Origin of the sequence: Streptomyces sp. NPDC101194, assembly GCF_044767885.1 — a bacterium.
Taxonomy (GTDB): Bacteria; Actinomycetota; Actinomycetes; order Streptomycetales; family Streptomycetaceae; genus Streptomyces.
Genome location: NZ_JBIWOS010000001.1, coordinates 538639 through 555706, shown reverse-complemented (window position 1 = coordinate 555706; position 17068 = coordinate 538639). Strand labels below are relative to the sequence as shown.

Annotated in this window: 13 protein-coding genes; 5 read left to right on the top strand and 8 right to left on the bottom strand. The window is 71.6% G+C overall.

Features of this window, described 5'->3' with window-relative positions:
- Both ACIRP2_RS02410 and ACIRP2_RS02405 read right to left on the bottom strand, forming a co-directional pair.
- Positions 1-2481: an ABC transporter permease gene (locus ACIRP2_RS02410; RefSeq protein WP_404245726.1), complete on the bottom strand. Its 2481-nt coding sequence runs from the start codon at positions 2479-2481 to the stop codon at positions 1-3.
- Positions 2481-3335, bottom strand: a complete 855-nt coding sequence (locus ACIRP2_RS02405; protein WP_404245724.1) for an ABC transporter ATP-binding protein — start codon at positions 3333-3335, stop codon at positions 2481-2483. The genes ACIRP2_RS02410 and ACIRP2_RS02405 overlap by 1 nt, the downstream gene beginning before the upstream one ends.
- 372 nt (positions 3336-3707) lie before the next feature.
- Here ACIRP2_RS02405 and ACIRP2_RS02400 point away from each other — a divergent pair, with 372 nt between their 5' ends.
- Positions 3708-4904 (top strand): cation:proton antiporter, encoded by a 1197-nt coding sequence (locus ACIRP2_RS02400; RefSeq protein WP_404245722.1) that lies wholly within the window; start codon positions 3708-3710, stop codon positions 4902-4904.
- 123 nt (positions 4905-5027) lie between these two features.
- Here ACIRP2_RS02400 and ACIRP2_RS02395 read toward each other — a convergent pair whose 3' ends face one another.
- Positions 5028-6173: a PP2C family protein-serine/threonine phosphatase gene (locus ACIRP2_RS02395; RefSeq protein WP_404245720.1), complete on the bottom strand. Its 1146-nt coding sequence runs from the start codon at positions 6171-6173 to the stop codon at positions 5028-5030.
- Positions 6174-6277: 104 nt separating this feature from the next.
- Here ACIRP2_RS02395 and ACIRP2_RS02390 point away from each other — a divergent pair, with 104 nt between their 5' ends.
- Complete coding sequence (locus ACIRP2_RS02390) at positions 6278-7510, top strand: GNAT family N-acetyltransferase (protein WP_404245718.1); 1233 nt, start codon at positions 6278-6280, stop codon at positions 7508-7510.
- A gap of 512 nt (positions 7511-8022) precedes the next feature.
- On the opposite strand, the gene ACIRP2_RS02385 is transcribed toward ACIRP2_RS02390, so the two are convergent.
- The 3 genes from ACIRP2_RS02385 to ACIRP2_RS02375 form a co-directional block, all read right to left on the bottom strand.
- Complete coding sequence (locus ACIRP2_RS02385) at positions 8023-8721, bottom strand: DUF4232 domain-containing protein (protein ID WP_404245716.1); 699 nt, start codon at positions 8719-8721, stop codon at positions 8023-8025.
- Between the two features lie 628 nt (positions 8722-9349).
- Positions 9350-10162, bottom strand: coding sequence for an Fpg/Nei family DNA glycosylase (locus tag ACIRP2_RS02380; protein ID WP_404245714.1), 813 nt, complete (start codon positions 10160-10162; stop codon positions 9350-9352).
- A 92-nt stretch (positions 10163-10254) separates the two neighbouring features.
- Positions 10255-10743: a ribose-5-phosphate isomerase gene (locus ACIRP2_RS02375; protein ID WP_351204603.1), complete on the bottom strand. Its 489-nt coding sequence runs from the start codon at positions 10741-10743 to the stop codon at positions 10255-10257.
- 256 nt (positions 10744-10999) lie between these two features.
- Here ACIRP2_RS02375 and ACIRP2_RS02370 point away from each other — a divergent pair, with 256 nt between their 5' ends.
- Together ACIRP2_RS02370 and ACIRP2_RS02365 are read left to right on the top strand one after the other, a co-directional pair.
- Positions 11000-12448, top strand: coding sequence for an amino acid permease (locus ACIRP2_RS02370; protein WP_404245712.1), 1449 nt, complete (start codon positions 11000-11002; stop codon positions 12446-12448).
- 97 nt (positions 12449-12545) lie between these two features.
- On the top strand, positions 12546-13853 hold the full coding sequence (locus tag ACIRP2_RS02365; protein WP_404245710.1) for an FAD-binding oxidoreductase: 1308 nt from the start codon (positions 12546-12548) through the stop codon (positions 13851-13853).
- On the opposite strand, the gene ACIRP2_RS02360 is transcribed toward ACIRP2_RS02365, so the two are convergent.
- Positions 13834-14430 (bottom strand): biotin transporter BioY, encoded by a 597-nt coding sequence (locus ACIRP2_RS02360; RefSeq protein ID WP_404245708.1) that lies wholly within the window; start codon positions 14428-14430, stop codon positions 13834-13836. The genes ACIRP2_RS02365 and ACIRP2_RS02360 overlap by 20 nt on opposite strands.
- Positions 14431-14962: 532 nt before the next feature.
- Between ACIRP2_RS02360 and ACIRP2_RS02355 the strand changes: the two genes are divergently transcribed.
- Complete coding sequence (locus tag ACIRP2_RS02355) at positions 14963-16381, top strand: amino acid permease (protein ID WP_404245706.1); 1419 nt, start codon at positions 14963-14965, stop codon at positions 16379-16381.
- Here ACIRP2_RS02355 and ACIRP2_RS02350 read toward each other — a convergent pair.
- Positions 16371-17003, bottom strand: a complete 633-nt coding sequence (locus tag ACIRP2_RS02350; RefSeq protein ID WP_404245704.1) for a histidine phosphatase family protein — start codon at positions 17001-17003, stop codon at positions 16371-16373. The genes ACIRP2_RS02355 and ACIRP2_RS02350 overlap by 11 nt on opposite strands.
- Between the last annotated feature and the right edge of the window lie 65 nt (positions 17004-17068).

The window sequence follows — 17068 nt, the reverse complement described above, 5'->3', positions numbered from 1 at the left end:
CTACGGACGCGTGACCGTCCCGCGCAGGGCGGCCCTGGCCGGGACCGTCACGGCGGCCAGGCCGAGTCCGACGGTCGCGGCGAGGAAGGACATGTACAACGCCGGCGGGATGTAAGGCGATTCGCCCGTGAGTCCCTTCACCATCGGGACCAGTGTGGCCAGTGCGATCGCGGTACCGAGGGCGGCGCCGGCCACCGTGACGAGCAGCGCCTCCCAGTGGATCATCCCCATGACCTGACGGCGGGTGGAGCCGACGAGCCGCAGCACGGTCAGTTCGCGGCGCCGGTCGAGGACGGTCATCACCAGGGTGTTGACCGCGGCGACGGCCGCGAAGCCGCCGAGGACCGCGGCCATGGTGGCGTTGGCCCAGGCGTTGAGTTCACGGCTCTGGTCCTGCGCGGCGGCGTAACCGGTCCGGTCGGTGACGATGCCGAGCGCGGCGAGCTTCTGTGCGGCGGCGGGTGTGGCCCGTACCAGCAGGTCGGTGGCGTACGGCGAGGTGACATGGGTGCTGAGGTCGGCGGCGGGCAGGGTGACCAGACCCGTGCCCAGGCCGCGGCCGTAGACGGCGACGATCTTCGGAGCCGCCTTGGTGCCGTCCGGGAGGCGCAGGTCCAGCCGGTCGCCCGCGCCGACCTTCGCGGATCCGGCGAGGGTGGTGTCGATGGCGACGGTGCCGGGGCGCAGGCCGGTCAGCGATCCGGACCGGACGTCGAGGTCCTGGACCTCGGTGAGGTCCTTGCCGGAGCCGATGATCCCCTGGACGGAGGTGGTCTGGAGCCGCTGCTCCCCGCCCGATCCGATGGGCACCAGGACGGAGCCGCGGAGCAGCCCGACGGCGGTCGTGACACCGGGTGTGGCGGCGGCCCGTTCGGTCGCGTCGGAGGCGAGTCCGGCCGGCGCGGAGACGATGTGGTCGGCGGTGATGGCGTCGCGCTGCTGGTGTGCGATCACCCGTTCCTCGCTGGTGTGCATGAAGACGAGCGTGGAGGAGAAGGCCATGGCGAGCACGATCGGGGTGATCGCGGAGGCCAGGCGGCGCGAGTTCGTCCGGGAGTTGGCGGCGGCCAGCGAGCCCGACGCGCCGGCGGCGCGCAGTGGGAAGCCGATGACGGCGGCGCAGATCCGGGCGATCAGCGGGCCGAGCAGGCCGACCGCGAGCATGAAGAACATGACGACGCCGAGTGCGGCGTTCGCCGCGTCCTCGCCGCTCGTGGACGCGGCGACGCCCGCGAAGGCCACGCCGCCGCCGAGGGCGGAGACGCCGAGCGGGGTGCGGATCCAGCCGAACGGCGGGCGTTCCACCGCGGACTGCGCGAGGGCCAGGCCCGGCTTGATCTTCGACGGACGGCGGGCGGCGAAGTATCCGGCGCCCAGCGCGGTGAGCATCGTGATGGCCGCGGTGACGGTCAGTGGCAGCCAGGACACCCGCAGCGCGACGGCTTCCGGAATGGCGCCCCTGTCCTGGAGCTGCCCGAACCACCAGTGGGCCAGGGCGATTCCTGGCAGGCAGCCGAGCGCTCCGGCGAGCGGCGCGACGAGCAGGGACTCGGTGGCGATGGTCCGGCGCAGCTGGCGCGGGGTGGCACCGATGGCACGGAGCAGAGCGAACTCGCGGCTGCGCTGACCGACGGAGAGGGCGACCGTACCGGCGGCGGTGAAGACGGCGACCATGGTGGCGACGCCGCCGAAGGAGCCGCCGAGGCCGACGAGGAGCTCCTTGGCGCCCGCGAGTTCCGCGTCCTCGACGGCGCCCCGGGCGTCACCGGTGTGGACCCGGGCCCCGGCGGTGTGACCGACGGCCTCGCGTACCCGGTCGGCGAGGTCGGCGGTGGAGGTGGAGCGGGTGGCCGTCACGGCGATGGCGTCGATCCGGCCGGGGTGGCCGGAGAGCTGTACCGCCTGCCGGTCGGCGAACCAGACGGTGCCACCGGTGGCGGTGGTGCCCGCGACGCGGAACTCCCGTACGCCCACGGGGGTGTCGAGGGTGATCTTCTCGCCGACCCGGGCCCCGGTGCCGGTGGGGACGACGACCTCGCCGGTCCCGGGCGCGTCGCCGGTGAGCAGCCGCGTGCCGGTGAGGGCGGTGGAGCCCCAGCCGTGTGCGGTGAGGGGGGTGTCGTCCCGCCGTACGGGGTAGCCCACGTCGCCGATCGCGGCCGCGGCGCCGGGGACGGAGGCCACCTTGCCCACCAGGGATTCGGGGAGCCTCGCGGTCCCCGGTACGGGTGTGGCGGCGTCGTACTCCCCGTCGCCGCTGCCGACCGTCATATGGGCCTGCTGGTCGGCGGCGACGACCACGGGCGCCTTGGCGTAGCGCTCCGCCGGCACGGAGGCACGCGCGCCGGTCTCCAGCAGGATGCCGCAGGCGGAGACGATCGCCGCGGCCAGCAGGAGCGCGACGAAGGTCCCGGCGAACGACGCGGGTTTGAAGCGGACGGCCGCGCGGGCGAGGCCGTTGGGGACGCGCGGGCTGAACATCAGGCTGCTGCTCCTGCGTGGGCGGGGGCGGTCCTGGCGGTCCTGGCGGTCAGAGCGGTCATCCGGGCCGCGATCTGTGCGGCACCGGCGCGCGGCAGGCTGTCCGCGATCGAGCCGTCGGCGAGGAAGAGCACCCGGTCGGCATAGGCGGCGGCCACCGGGTCGTGGGTGACCATGACGACGGTGGCGCCAAGGCTGTCCACCGCGTGCCGGAGGAGGGCGAGGATCTCGGCGGCGGTGGTGGTGTCGAGGGCGCCGGTCGGTTCGTCGGCGAAGACCACGTCGGGGCGGGTGACCAGGGCGCGGGCGACGGCGACGCGCTGCTGCTGGCCGCCGGAGAGCTGGCTGGGGCGACGGTCGCCCTTGTCGCCGAGACCGACCCGGCCGAGCATCTCGGCGGCTTCGCGACGGCTGCGGGTGGAGCCGGTGCGCTGTCCGGCCAGGCGCATGGGCAGGACGACGTTCTGCTCGACCGTGAGGGACGGGAGCAGGTTGAAGGCCTGGAAGACGAAGCCGAGGCGGGTGCGGCGCAGTTCGGTGAGCCGGTTCTCGCTCATGCCGGTGATCTCGGTGCCGCCGAGGCGTACGGAGCCCTCGGTGGGGCGGTCGAGTCCCGCCGCGCACTGCAGGAAGGTCGACTTCCCGGAGCCGGACGGACCCATGACCGCCGTGAAACTGGAGCGCGGGAGGGCGAGGTCGATGCCCCGCAGGGCGTGGACGGCGGAGCTGCCGCGGCCGTACTGCCGACGGACGCCGCGCAGTTCGACGGCGAGGTCCGAGGAGCCGGGTCCGTGAGGGATGCCCGCCGTCGACTGCCTGTCCTGCGCGCCCTGCCTGGTGCGTCGCAGCCCCATGGTGTCCTGCCTTTCGGTTGCTCCCGGCCGGTCTTCCGCCCGGTATCCCGAACGTACGGATCACGGGCGGGTGGGGACCATGGCGGCTGCTGGCGGATCGGGGGTGGGGGAAACCCCAGGGTGCTGCCGGGGCGGGCCCGGGGCCCGTCGAAGGGGCGGGCGGGCTTCGGGAAGCCGTCGGAGAGGCGGGACGGCGGTCGGGGGTGCGGGAGGGGCGGATCCAGGGCGCTGCGGAAGGGACCGGCCCTCGGGCCGCCGGTGGCCATACTTGCAACGTCAATCATTCGGTAAACTAATTACTGACGATTTCTTGACACTCTCTTGACCCACCGAAGGAACAGGCTCATCGGACACGCAGACACGCTCATCGCCATGGGCGGCGCCTTCCTCGCCGCCGCCGTCCTCGCCCGCGTCGGCAGCCGCATCGGACTGCCGACCATCCCCCTGTTCATCCTGGCCGGAATCCTGCTCGGCCCGCACACACCCGGCATCGTGCTCGTCGCCGACCCGCACGACCTGGAGATGCTCTCCGCGCTCGGCCTGGTGCTGCTGCTCTTCTATCTCGGCCTCGAGTTCCATCTCGACGACCTCAAGGCCGGCGGCCGCAAGATGGCCGTCGCCGGCGGCACCTATCTCGCCCTGAACGTCGGCGCCGGGCTCGGCTTCGGCTTCGCGCTGGGCTGGGGCACGTCCGAAGCGCTGGTCCTCGCCGGAGTGCTCGGCATCTCGTCGTCGGCCATCGTCACCAAGGTCCTGGTCGACCTGGGCCGTATCGGCAATCCGGAGACCAAGCCGATCCTCGGCATCATCGTCGTCGAGGACGTGTTCCTCGCTCTCTACCTGGCCGCTCTCCAGCCGATCCTGTCGGGCGCCGAAAGCCTCTCCGCCGCGGCGGTCGACGGCGGCAAGGCCTTCGGCTTCCTGCTGCTGCTCGCCCTGATCGCCCGGTACGGCACCCGGGTCATCGGCAAGCTGATCAACACCCGTGACGACGAACTCCTCGTCATCTCCTTCCTCGGTGCCGCGGTGCTCGTGGCGGGGGTCTCGGAGTGGTTCGGGGTCGCGGACGCGATCGGCGCCTTCATGGTCGGCCTGATGCTCGGCAGCACGTCCTCCGGCGCCCGCATCCTCAAGCTGGTCCACCCTCTGCGGGACGCCTTCGGCGCGATCTTCTTCTTCGCCTTCGGTCTCTCCATCGACCCGGGCGACCTGCCGATCGTCCTGTGGCCGGTACTGGCCGCCGTCGCGGTGACCCTCGCCATGAACGTCCTCGCCGGGATCGCCGCCGCCAAGGTGTACGCGTTCGGCCCGCAGGCCACCGCGAACATCTCCACCACACTGGTGGCCCGCGGCGAGTTCGCCCTGATCCTCGCCACGATGGCGGCGGCCGCGGGGCTGGACGAGCGGCTCTCCCCGTTCATCGCCGGATACGTACTCCTCCTCGCGGTCCTCGCACCGCTGGCAGCCGGACGGTCGCACTGGCTGGCCCGCGTCCTGCCGGGCGGGCGGGGCCGGGGTGAGGGCAGTGACAGCGACACCGGCGCCGGACAGATCTCGGTCCCGGCCTGAGACGACGGCCGGCAGGTCCGGGGACCGGCACCACGCCGGACACCCGGACCTGCCGAGAGCCGGGTACCGGTGAACGTCCGACGCCCACCGGCGCACGCCCGGCCCGAGCCGCTTCCGCAGGGTTCAGGACCGGCGTGACAGCAGCAGCAGCGCCCGGTCGTCGTTGACGTCCTTGGCGCACGCCTCGATCAGATGCCAGGCCGCACCCTCGAAACCGGTGACGACGTAACGGTCGGCCTCACCGGTCAGCCGGTCCATGCCCTCCGCGATGTCGCGGTCCGACGCCTCCACCAGGCCGTCCGTGAAGAGCATCAGCACGTCACCGGGGGCCAGCGAGCCCTTAACGGCATCGAACTGCGCCCCGTCGTACACGCCGAGCAGCGGGCCCTCCGCGACCTTCTCCTCCCACCGGCCACTGCCCGAGTGCAGCTGCAGGGCCGGCGGGTGGCCCGCCGAGAAGAGTTCGTAGTCACCGGATTCGAGGTCCAGGACCAGATGGATCGAGGTGGCGAAACCCTCGTCCCAGTCCTGGCGCAGCAGATAGCCGTTGGCCGCCGGGAGGAAGCCGTGCGGGGGGAGCGAGCCGAGGAGCCCGCCGAAGGCACCGGACAGCAGCAGGGCGCGGGAGCCCGCGTCCATTCCCTTGCCGGAGACATCGGTGAGGACGGCCTCCAGCGTCCGCCCGCCATTGGTACGGGCGGCGACGACGAAGTCACCGGAGAAGGACTGCCCGCCCGCCGGGCGCAGCGCCATCTCGCGGTGCCAGCCCTGCGGCAGCCGGGGCAGGGCGCTCTGCACCCTGATGCGTTCGCGCAGGTCGAAGAGCATGGTGCCGCCGCGCCGCCACGGCACACCGACCCTGGCCCGGAACTGGGCGAGGACCAGTCCGAAGAAGCCGCAGGCCGCGACCACCAGGACGATGCCTGGCGTCACCCGGGCCGGCCCCTCCTCGTACGGACCGAGTGCGAGCGACTCCACGATCAGGGCCGTGGCCGCGGTCGCGTACAGACCCAGCAGACTCGCGGGCCTCAGCAGCAGGCCGCCCGCGACGATCGGCAGGACGAGCGCGGCCGGTGAGCACCACACCGGGTCGAACAGAGTGGCGCAGGTGATGGCCGGAACGGTGAGCAGCAGACCGGCCAGCGCGATCCAGTCCGAACCGTCGCCGCGGAAGTAGTCGACACCGGACTTGCGCAGCGCGATGCGTGCCCGGTGCGCCGATTTTCGCAATCGGGCCGGGTACGACTCTGTTCCTGCGCGTCGGGCCATTGCGGGGACTTTATCGACCCGACGGCCTCCGGTGCAGGGGGACCCCATGACAATGCGTTCGAAATCGGGTCGACCGGCCGCCGCGCCCCTGATAGGGATGGCTCATGACTACAGAGCTTCGCGTACTGCAGCCGTCCGAATGGAACGAATGGTTCGAGTGTCTGGAGCTCGCATTCGGCGGTGTCGCAGAGCCTCCCGAGCAGCGCGAGCTGGACGAACAGCTGACCGAGTACGAGCGGTCGATCGGGATCTGGGACGGTTCCGACGTCGTCGCCACGGCGGGGGCGTTCAGCTTCCGGCTCGCCGTGCCCGGCGGGACGCTGGTACCCGCCGCAGGTGTCACGATGGTGAGTGTCGCGTCCACCCATCGCAGGCGCGGGCTGCTGACCTCGATGATGCGTCGGCAGCTCGACGACGTCCGGGCGCTGGGCGAGCCGATCGCCGTCCTGACGGCTTCGGAACCGGTGATCTACGGCCGGTTCGGGTACGGCGCGGCCTCGCGTCAGATGTCGTTGACGATCGACACGGACCGGGTGCGGCTGACGGTTCCGGAGGGCACGGACGAGGTGCGGCTGCGTCACGCGAAGCCGGACGAGGCGATGGCCGCGTGCGAGGCCGTGTACGACCGGCTGGTGGCCGGCCGGCCCGGCACACCGGCCCACGGCCCGGGCTGGGAACGCAAGCCGATGGTGGACCCGGTGAGTGAACGGCAGGGCGGTTCGGCGCAGCAGTGCGTGCTGGCGGAGCTGAACGGGCAGGTCGTCGGCTATGTGACGTACCACATCAAGCCCGAGTGGGAGCCGTCCGGTCCCAAGGGCCAGGTGAAGCTGAACGACCTGGCCGCGCTCGACCCGGCGGCGTACGCGGCGCTGTGGCGGTTCCTCTTCGAGATCGATCTGACCTCGACGATCGACGCGCGCAACCGACCGGTCGACGACGCGGTGCTGCACCTGGTGTCGGACGTGCGACGGTGCAACATCCGGATCCGGGACTGTCTGCACGTGCGACTGGTGGAGCTGGGGGCGGCGCTGGAGGCGCGGGCGTACCGGGCGCCGGTGGACGTGGTGTTCGAGGTCGAGGACGCGTTCTGCCCCTGGAACGAGGGGCGTTGGCGGCTCACGTCCGACGCGAAGGGGACGGCGACCTGCCGGCGGACCGACGAGGCGGCCGACCTGGCGCTCTCGGTACGGGAGTTGGGCTCGGCGTACCTGGGCGGCGAATCGCTGAACTCGCTGGCCCTGGCCGGGCGGGTACGGGAGTTGCGTGCGGGCGCACTGGCGGAGGCGTCGCCGGCCTTCTCGTCGGACGCGGCGCCGTGGCTGCCGCGGGGGTTCTAGGCAATCCCTGGCGCTGCGGCCGGAAAGGTTTGCCGTGAGGCTCGCGGCGTCCGGTGCGGAGCGTCGCGAGGCGGAGGACCGCCCTCGTGCCGGCCGCACTCGGGTGATGCGACGCCGCGAGTCGCAGGCACGCAGCGGTGGTTCCTTGTCGAGTTGCGATTACTCCGTGAACGGGTCCCCTACCAGGTCGCCCCATGCGAAGACAAACGCACCTCTCTCCGGGTCAGCCCTGACCGTGATGCCGGGGTCCGGTGCGTCGAGCTCCTCGCAGAGCCATCCGGCCATGCAGACCGCGGCGACCTCGGACCGGTAGTCGGCCACGGGGTATCGAAACCACCCGCCTCGCCCTGACTCAACTGCCCAAACACCTGCGGCGGGGCCGGCAAACGCCGGTCCGCACCGACTCCGCCGACGGCACCCTCGACTGGCTCTCCCGCCGCGGACGGCGGACACCGGCCCCGCACACACAGAGCCCCGCCGGCGAACCGACGAGAACTCATGAACGATCGAGGCTAGCCGACCGAGAAGGCGCCGAGCTTGAAGGAGTCGGCGCAGAGGCTGAAGACACCGCCCGGCGAGCCGTCCGCCTTCATCACGTTCACCGTGGTGCCCGCGTCCTTCGGCAGCGCGACCTTGACCGTGGGCGATTCCGTCCTGCAGGAGAAGCGCGCGGTCCCCTCGGTGTTCACGTCGTTGTACATCACGTCGGCCGTCGCCGTGCCGCCCGCCGGGATGTCGACCGCATCCGAGCCTTCCTCGGAGTTGTCCGCGGAGACCGGCCCGCTGCCCTTCGCCTCATCGGTGACGGTCACGACCGTGGGACCGACGATGGTGCAGGCGGCGCCGGAGGAGTTGGTGATCCTGAGCGAACCGGCGGCCGCCTGCGACTCGCTGGCGTGGTTCGCGCTCTGGCGGAACTGCGCCGAGGTGTTCTGGGTGGTGCAGGCCGCGGTGGCGCCACCGGACGAGCTACCACCGGACGAGCTGCCGCCACCGTTCGAGCTGCTCCCGGACGAGCTGCCGCCACCGGACGAGCTGCCGCCACCGTTCGAGCTGCTCCCGGACGACGCCTCGGGCGAAGCCGCGGTCGAGGCCGACGAACCGGCGGCGGCGTCAGCCTCGTCACCGCTGTTGCAGCCGGTGAGCGCGAGCGCGGACAGTGCAGCGAGTGCGCCGGCAGCGGCTATGCGGGTACGGGCACGAGTGCGCATGAACTTCCTTCTTCCCCATCAAAAAATCTGAGAGCCAACTGAGAAGCAGGATGATCCTTCAAGACGCACCGGTTGCATCCGAAAGCACGGCCTCACCAAGTCCGCACGAACTCCGCCCAAGATCGTTTCCAATACCCGCGTCGCCCGCTCCACCTCGGCGAACCCCCGCGGCCACCGTCTCCGGCACCGACGCGTCCTCCCTCGACAGCCGCCGCATCACCGACCGGCCGGCCACCGTCCGCCGGACCCTCACCGCCCAGTAGTGCTTGGTCATGTCGGTGCGGGGTCCGGCATGTCGCGGTGACAGGTGGGGCAGGCGCCGGTCACGTTCACGAGGAGTGTTTGCAGCTCGTGGACGACTCGGCAGAGGCTCAGGCCGACGCCGTCTCTTTCGGGGATCGGGTCAGTCGCTGAAATGTGCAGAAGGCGTGGGCGACCGAGACGAGGGTTCACGACGGACCACTTTGGCCCGGTCGGCCCTGAGCGAGGCGGGATCCCGGCTCTCGGGCAGGAACAGACGCCAGTTCACCGCCGCCGCGGACCGCAGCCGACTCCCCACTCGGCACACCCGATCACCGACACGACCCATCAGGAAGACACGCCATCGCGGACCGCACATGACCAAGCACTACTGGGCCTTCTGGCACCCCGGGCACCAGAAGAGGTTGCGGGCGGCGAGATCGGCGGTGCGGATCTCGCCGCCACAGATGTGGCAGGCCTGCCGGGCCCTGCGGTACACGTACACCTCGCCGCCGTGGTCGTCGACCCGGGGCGGACGTCCCATCGCCTCCGGCGTGTGCTCGGGGCGGACCGTGTCGATCCGGTTGTTCCGCACGCCCTCGCGCATCAGCACCACCAGGTCGGCCCAGATCGCGTCCCACTCCGCGCGCCCGAGGTCCTTGCCCGGCCGGTAGGGGTCGATCCCGTGCCGGAACAGCACCTCGGCCCGGTACACGTTGCCGACCCCCGCGATGACCTTCTGGTCCATCAGCAGGGCCGCCACGGTGATCCGGCTGCGGGAGACGCGCCGCCACGCCCGCTCCCCGTCCTCGTCGGTCCGCAGCGGGTCCGGGCCGAGCCGGTCGTGTATCGCGCGCTTCTCGGGGTCGGTGATCAGCGCACACGTGGTGGGGCCGCGCAGATCCGCGTGGTGGTCCTCGTTCACCAGGCGCAGCCGGACCGTGTCGGTGGGCGGCGGGGCCGGGGCCGTACCGAAGCCCAGCTTGCCGAAGAGGCCCAGGTGGATGTGGACCCAGCCGGCGCCCTCGAACCCGAGGAAGAGGTGCTTGCCGTGGGCGTCGACGCCGGTGAACGTCCGGCCGTCGAGCAGCGCGGCGCTGTCGGAGAACTTGCCCTGCGGGCTGCTCACCCGCACCGGCCGCCCGGCGAACCTGTCCCGGTGGTCCGCCGCGAGACGGTGGATCGTGTGTCCCTCGGGCACGACAGCTGCTCTCCTCGATGGCGTGCGCACGTGGTGACGTGCGCACATGGCTGTGCCGCCGGGGATACCGGCGGCACAGGGACGGAAGCCGGTCAGCCCTGCTGCGGGTGGTGGGCCGGGATCGGGGGGAGCTCGCCGGTCGTCTCGTACGCCGTGAGCATCTCGATCCGGCGGGTGTGACGCTCCTCACCCGAGTACGGGGTGGCGAGGAAGATCTCGACGAACTTGGTGGACTCCTCCACCGAGTGCATCCGGCCACCGATGGCGACCACGTTGGCGTTGTTGTGCTCGCGGCCCAGGGCGGCGGTCTGCTCGCTCCAGGCGAGTGCCGCACGCACCCCCTTGACCTTGTTGGCGGCGATCTGCTCGCCGTTGCCGGAGCCGCCGATCACGATGCCGAGGCTGTCCGGGTCCGCGGCCGTCCTCTCGGCGGCACGCAGGCAGAACGGCGGGTAGTCGTCCTGGGCGTCGTAGATGTGGGGGCCACAGTCGACGGCCTCGTGGCCCTGGGCCGTGAGCCACTCGACGAGGTGGTTCTTGAGTTCATAGCCGGCATGGTCCGAGCCGAGGTACACGCGCATGTTCCGAGTGTGGCACGAGCGTCGCCGGGTAGCCGTCATCGGGGTCGGGACCCTCCGGCCGGTCCGCCCCGGCGGGCGGTGGGGCCGCCTACGGGAGCCGTGTGCGGACCCAGTGTGGCCGACGCCACTGGGGCAAATACGGAAGAAAGGGTTCCGCTTTTGTGCTCCGGCGGGCTTCAATGCATCACTCGCCGCCGCACCCCACTCCGGCGGAGAGTCACGCATCGCGTGCTCCGAGAACGTGAGGATTCGATCCATGACGTCGCAGACGACTCTGGCCGAGCCGGGCAACCGGCCCGAGCAGCCGGGCCGGCCGAACGGGCCGGACACAACGGGCTCATCCGACGGACTCCAGGCAGGCCTCAAGAACCGCCATCTCTCGATGATCGCCATCGGCGGGGTGATCGGCGCGGGCCTCTTCGTGGGCTCCGGCGCCGGGATCGCCGCCGCGGGACCGGCCATCCTGCTGTCCTACGCTCTGGTCGGCCTGATGGTCGTCTTCGTGATGCGGATGCTCGGCGAGATGGCCGCGGCCCGCCCCAGCTCCGGCTCCTTCTCCGCCTACGCCGACCAGGCGCTGGGCCGCTGGGCAGGCTTCTCGATCGGCTGGCTGTACTGGTTCTTCTGGGTCGTGGTGCTCGCCGTCGAGGCGACGGCGGGTGCCAAGATCCTGGAGGGCTGGGTGCCGGGCGTCCCGCAGTGGGCCTGGGCACTGATCGTGATGGTCGTACTGACCGCGACGAACCTGGTCTCGGTCGGCTCGTACGGCGAGTTCGAGTTCTGGTTCGCCGGGATCAAGGTCGTGGCGATCGGCGCCTTCGTGATCGTCGGACTGCTCGCCGTCTTCGGGGTGCTGCCCGGCTCGGACAACCCCGGTGCGGGGCTGGCGCACCTCACCGACAGCGGCGGGTTCTTCCCCCAGGGACCCGGCGCCATCCTCACCGGTGTGCTGATGGTCGTCTTCTCCTTCATGGGCAGTGAGATCGTCACGCTGGCGGCCGGCGAGTCCGAGAACCCGCAGCGCGCCGTCCAGAAGGCCACCAACAGCGTGATCTGGCGGATCGCCGTCTTCTACCTGGGCTCGATCTTCATCGTGCTCACCCTGCTGCCGTGGAACGACAAGTCGATCGTGAAGGACGGCAGCTACGTCGCCGCCCTCAACTCCATCGGCATCCCGCACGCCGGCCAGGTGATGAACGTCATCGTCCTCACCGCCGTGCTGTCCTGCCTCAACTCCGGCCTCTACACCGCCTCGCGGATGGCCTTCTCGCTCGGTGGCCGCGGGGACGCGCCCAAGGCCTTCGCGCGGGTGAACAAGCGGGGTGTGCCGCAGGCGGCGATCCTCTCGTCCGTCGTCTTCGGCTTCGTCGCCGTGTTCTTCAACTACCAGTGGCCCGACACCGTCTTCCAGTTCCTGCTGAACTCCTCCGGTGCGGTCGCCCTGTTCGTCTGGCTGGTCATCTGCTTCACGCAGTTGCGGATGCGCGGCATGATCCTGCGCGAGTCGCCGGAGAAGCTGGTCGTACGGATGTGGCTCTTCCCGTATCTGACCTGGGCGACCATCGCGATGATCTCGTTCGTCCTCGTCTACATGCTGACCGACGACGGCGGACGCCGGCAGGTGCTGCTCTCCCTGCTCGTCGCGGCACTGGTGGTGGCGATCTCGCTGGTGCGTGAGGTCCGGCAGCGGAAGGCGCGTGCCTGAGGCCGTCGGCCGTACCGATACCTGACGGCGGATGTCAGGTATACCGGGGAGGCTCTCCGTCGCAACGCCACCGAGCGAACGACCGGAGAGCCTCCTCATGACATCCGCCCCCGCACGTGTCCCCACCGGTTTCCAGACCGGCTTCGCCGTCCGTCCCGACCTCGTCGTCGAGGCCGCCCACGCCGAGGACGTACGGACCGCCGTGGCCGACGCCGCCGCGCGCGGCCTGCCCGTCCACGTCCACGCCACCGGCCACGGGCTGTCCGGGACCGTCGAGGGCGGGCTGCTGATCAGCACCCGCCGGATGGACTCCGTCGAGATCGACCCGGTGCGCCGCACCGCACGCATCGGCGCGGGCGTCACCTGGGGCCAGGTGATCGAGGCCGCCGCACCGCACGCGCTCGCCCCGCTGAACGGCTCCGCACCGGGCGTCGGCGCCGTCTCGTACACCCTCGGCGGCGGGCTCCCCGTCCTGGCCCGGGAGTTCGGCTACGCCGCCGACCGGGTCCGCTCGCTCGACGTGGTGACCGCCGACGGCGCACTGCGCCACGTCTCCCCGCACAGCGAGCCCGAACTCTTCTGGGCGCTGCGCGGCGGCGGGCACCGGCTCGGTGTCGTGACCCGCCTGGAGGTCGACCTGGTGGAGGTCGGGCGGCTGTACGGCGGGTCGATCGCCTTCGACGGGGCCGGGGTCGGCGACCGCGTGATCCGCCGCTATCTGGAGTGGACCCGGACCGTCCCCGACACGCTGACGTCCTCACTGTCCGCGCTGCGGTTCCCCGACAGCCCCCGGCTGCCGGAGCCGATGCGCGGCCGGTACGTGATCTCGGTGCGGGTCGCGTACACCGGCGAAGCGGCCGAGGGCGAGCGGCTGGTCGCGCCGCTGCGCGCGATCGGGCCCGCGCTCACGGACTCGCTGCGGGAGATGCCGTACACCGACAGCCACACCATTCACAGCGACCCACCGTTTCCGCACGCCTACTACGGCGACGGCGTGGTGCTCGGCGATCTGGACGCGGGGCGTGCCGTGCGCACGCTGGAACTGACCGGGCCGAGGGCGCCGATGATGACCGTGGTCCAGCTCAACCACCTGGGCGGCGCGCTGGCCGCGCGGCCGGCCGTCGACAATGCGGTGCCGTACCGCGAGGCCGGATTCCTGCTGCGGCTGCTGTCGCCGCTCGACGGTACGGACGTGCCGTCGGTACGGGCCCTGTACGCGGAGGTGGCCGGGGTGCTCGGCCCGCTCGCCCTGGGCCGTTCGCTGAACTTCTCCTTCGGCGGCGGGGACCGCACCGAGGGCTTCCACGACGCGCGGACGCAAGCGAGGCTCGCCGGTCTGGTGTCGCAACACGACCCGGCGAGCCTCTTCGGAGGGAGCTACGGCATCAGCCGCGACGGCCGATGAGCTTCCAGGCCGCGGGCAGCGCGCCCATCGCCAGCGCCGCCTTCAGCGCGTCGCCGAGCAGGAACGGCACCAGGCCGACCGCGATCGCGGCGCTCGCCGACATGCCGGTGGCCAGGGCCAGGTACGGGACGCCGACCGCGTAGATGATCGCGGAACCCAGCACCATCGTGCCCGCCGTGCGCAGCACGGAGCGGTCGCCGCCGCGGCGGGCGAGGCCGCCGACCACGGTGGCGGCGAGCAGCATGCCGAGGACGTAGCCGAACGAGGGGAAGCCCGCGCCGGAGGTGCCCTCGGAGAACCAGGGCATGCCCGCCATGCCGACGAGCGCGTACACGGCGAGGGAGAGGAAGCCGCGGCGGGCGCCGAGCGCGGTGCCGACGAGGAGCGCGGCGAAGGTCTGGCCGGTGACCGGGACCGGGGAGCCGGGCACCGGGACGGCGATCTGGGCGGCGATGCCGGTGAGCGCGGCACCACCGACGACCAGGGCCGCGTCGACGGCGTAACGGTGCCTGGCGGCGGGCAGCAGGTCGGCGAGGACCGCTCCGGTACGGGCAGGGGCGGCGGCAGCAGTGCTCATCGGGACTCCGCGGGGTGAGGGCAGGTGGGGACAGACTGAGGCCGACGTTAGCCCACGGGTTAACGCCCGATCACCATCAGTGGCCCACAAAGCGGCGGTCGAGGCGTTGGTGGGATTCGCACAAAGGAGCTCACGCAATCACGTACCGGCGTGATGCTCGTCACTGAGGTGAGGCCGGATCGGCTCATATTCTGCCGGGAGGGGCGGCCGGGGGAGACTGTAGGGTCCCGCCAAAACTGGGGCCGCCCGCGGGCCGCTCCCCGCCCGCCGGGGACTGTTCCCGCACCCTGCGGAGCCGTTCCCGGTCCGCCGGGGGCCCGCCCCCGAACCGTCCCGGATCCCTCCCCGGCATCGGTGCGTGCCCGGGTGTGCACCATGTGTGAGCATCGTGCCCGTAATGCGGACAGTGGTTCCCTGTGGGCGGAGTGCGTGCCCAGACTGTCCGCGCAGGTCCCCCACACCCCCCGCCACCTGCTCCGTCCCTCCCCGGCCCCCGCGTGCGCCGTGCCCCCCTACCGAACAGAGCTCGTCCATGTCTCGGAACACCGCGTCTCCCCCCACCCGCTCCCCGGTCGCCGTCTCCGGCACCGGGGACGATTCGGCGCTCACCCACGGGCTCAAGCAGCGCCACCTCTCGATGATCGCCCTCGGTGGTGTCATCGGCGCCGGGCTCTTCGTCGGCTCGGGTGCGGGCATCGCCGCCGCCGGCCCGTCGATCGTCGTCGCGTATGCCGTCTCCGGGCTGCTGGTCATGCTCGTGATGCGGATGCTCGGCGAGATGTCCGCCGCGAACCCGGCCTCCGGTTCCTTCTCCGTCCACGCGGAGCGGGCGATCGGGCCGTGGGCGGGGTTCACCGTGGGCTGGGCGTTCTGGGTGCTGCTCTGTGTCGCCGTCGGTCTGGAGGGCATCGGTGCGGCGAAGATCGTCACCGGCTGGCTGCCCGGCACGCCGGAGTGGGCCTGGGTCGCGCTGTTCATGCTGGTCTTCCTGGGCACGAACCTGGCCTCGGTGAAGAAGTTCGGCGAGTTCGAGTTCTGGTTCGCCACCCTCAAGGTCGTGGCGATCACCCTCTTCCTGGTGCTGGGCGTGCTGGCGATCCTGGGTGTGCTGCCGGGCACGGACGCCCCCGGCGCCACCAACCTCAGGGGCGAGGGCGGCTTCATGCCGAACGGCTCCGAGGGCCTGGTGATCGGGCTGCTCGCCTCCGTCTTCGCATACGGCGGTCTGGAGACCGTCACCATCGCCGCGGCCGAGTCCGAGAACCCGGTGCGGGGTGTCGCGAAGGCCGTGCGGACGGCGATGTGGCGGATCGCGCTCTTCTACGTCGGTTCGATGGCCGTCGTCGTCACCCTGGTCCCGTGGGACGACCCGAAGGTCGTGGAGGTCGGCCCGTTCTACGCGGCGCTGAACCACCTCGGCATCAGCGGCGCCGCGGAGATCATGAACGTGGTCATCCTGGTCGCCCTGCTCTCCGCGATGAACGCCAACATCTACGGCTCCTCACGCATGGCCTGCTCGCTGGTCGCCCGTGGCCAGGGTCCGAAGCGGCTCGGCAGGATCTCCTCGGGCGTCCCGCGCGCGGCCGTCCTGGTCTCGTCCGTGTTCGGCTTCCTCTGCGTGCTGCTCAGCTACTGGCGTCCCGATGACGTCTTCCCGTGGCTGCTCAACATGATCGGCGCGGTGATCCTGGTCGTCTGGATCTTCATCGCCCTCTCCCAGCTGATCCTGCGCGGCCGGCTGCAACGCGAGGCACCGGAGAAGCTGGTCGTACGGATGTGGTTCTTCCCGGTCCTGACGGTCGTGGCGCTCCTGGCCATGCTCGGCATCTTCGTCCTGATGCTGCGCCAGCCCGGCACACGTGACCAGCTGATGGCGTCCGGCGCCCTGACCGTCGCGCTGGCGGCGGTCGGTCTCGTACGGCAGCGGCGGTCCGCGGCCGTCACGGGCTGACGCCGGGCACGCACGGCACGTTGAGGGAGAGCAGCGCACCGCCCTGCTCCCCGATCCGGATCTCGCTGACCGCACCGTTGCGCAATTGCGGGAAGACCCTGCGGTAGGCGCCCAGCGGAATCGACAGCAGTTCGCACAGCACGAGCCGGAGCAGGGTGTTGTGCGCGACGACGAGGACCCGCTGCCCCGGGTGCCCGTCCGCGATCCGGCGCAGCGCCATCGCCCCCCGGGCCGCGGCCGCCCGGGGGTCCTCGGCTCCGGGGAAGGGGTGGGCCACCGGGTCCGCGCGGTACTGCCGGGCCCGCTCCGGGTCCTCGGCCGCGAACTCCGTCAGAGTGCGCCCCTCCACCTCGCCGAAATCGCATTCGCGCAGGTCGTATGCGCGCCGGGGGACGAGGCCGAGCGCCCGGCACGCGGGCTCCGCCGTCTCGATGGCGCGCGTGACCGTCGAGGTCCAGATCGCGTCGACCGGGTGCCGGACCGCCCACTCGCCCAGCCGCTCGGCCTGGCGACGCCCTTCGTCGGTGAGGGCGATGTCGCTGACCCCGGCGTAACGGTTCTCCGCGTGCCAGACGGTCTGTCCGTGGCGGACGAGCAGCAGAGCGGCCGGTCTCCCGGTCATGGCTTCTCCGTTCGGGTGCGCATGGTCATGGCTTCTCCGTTCGGGTACGGGCGGATCGGGGTGTC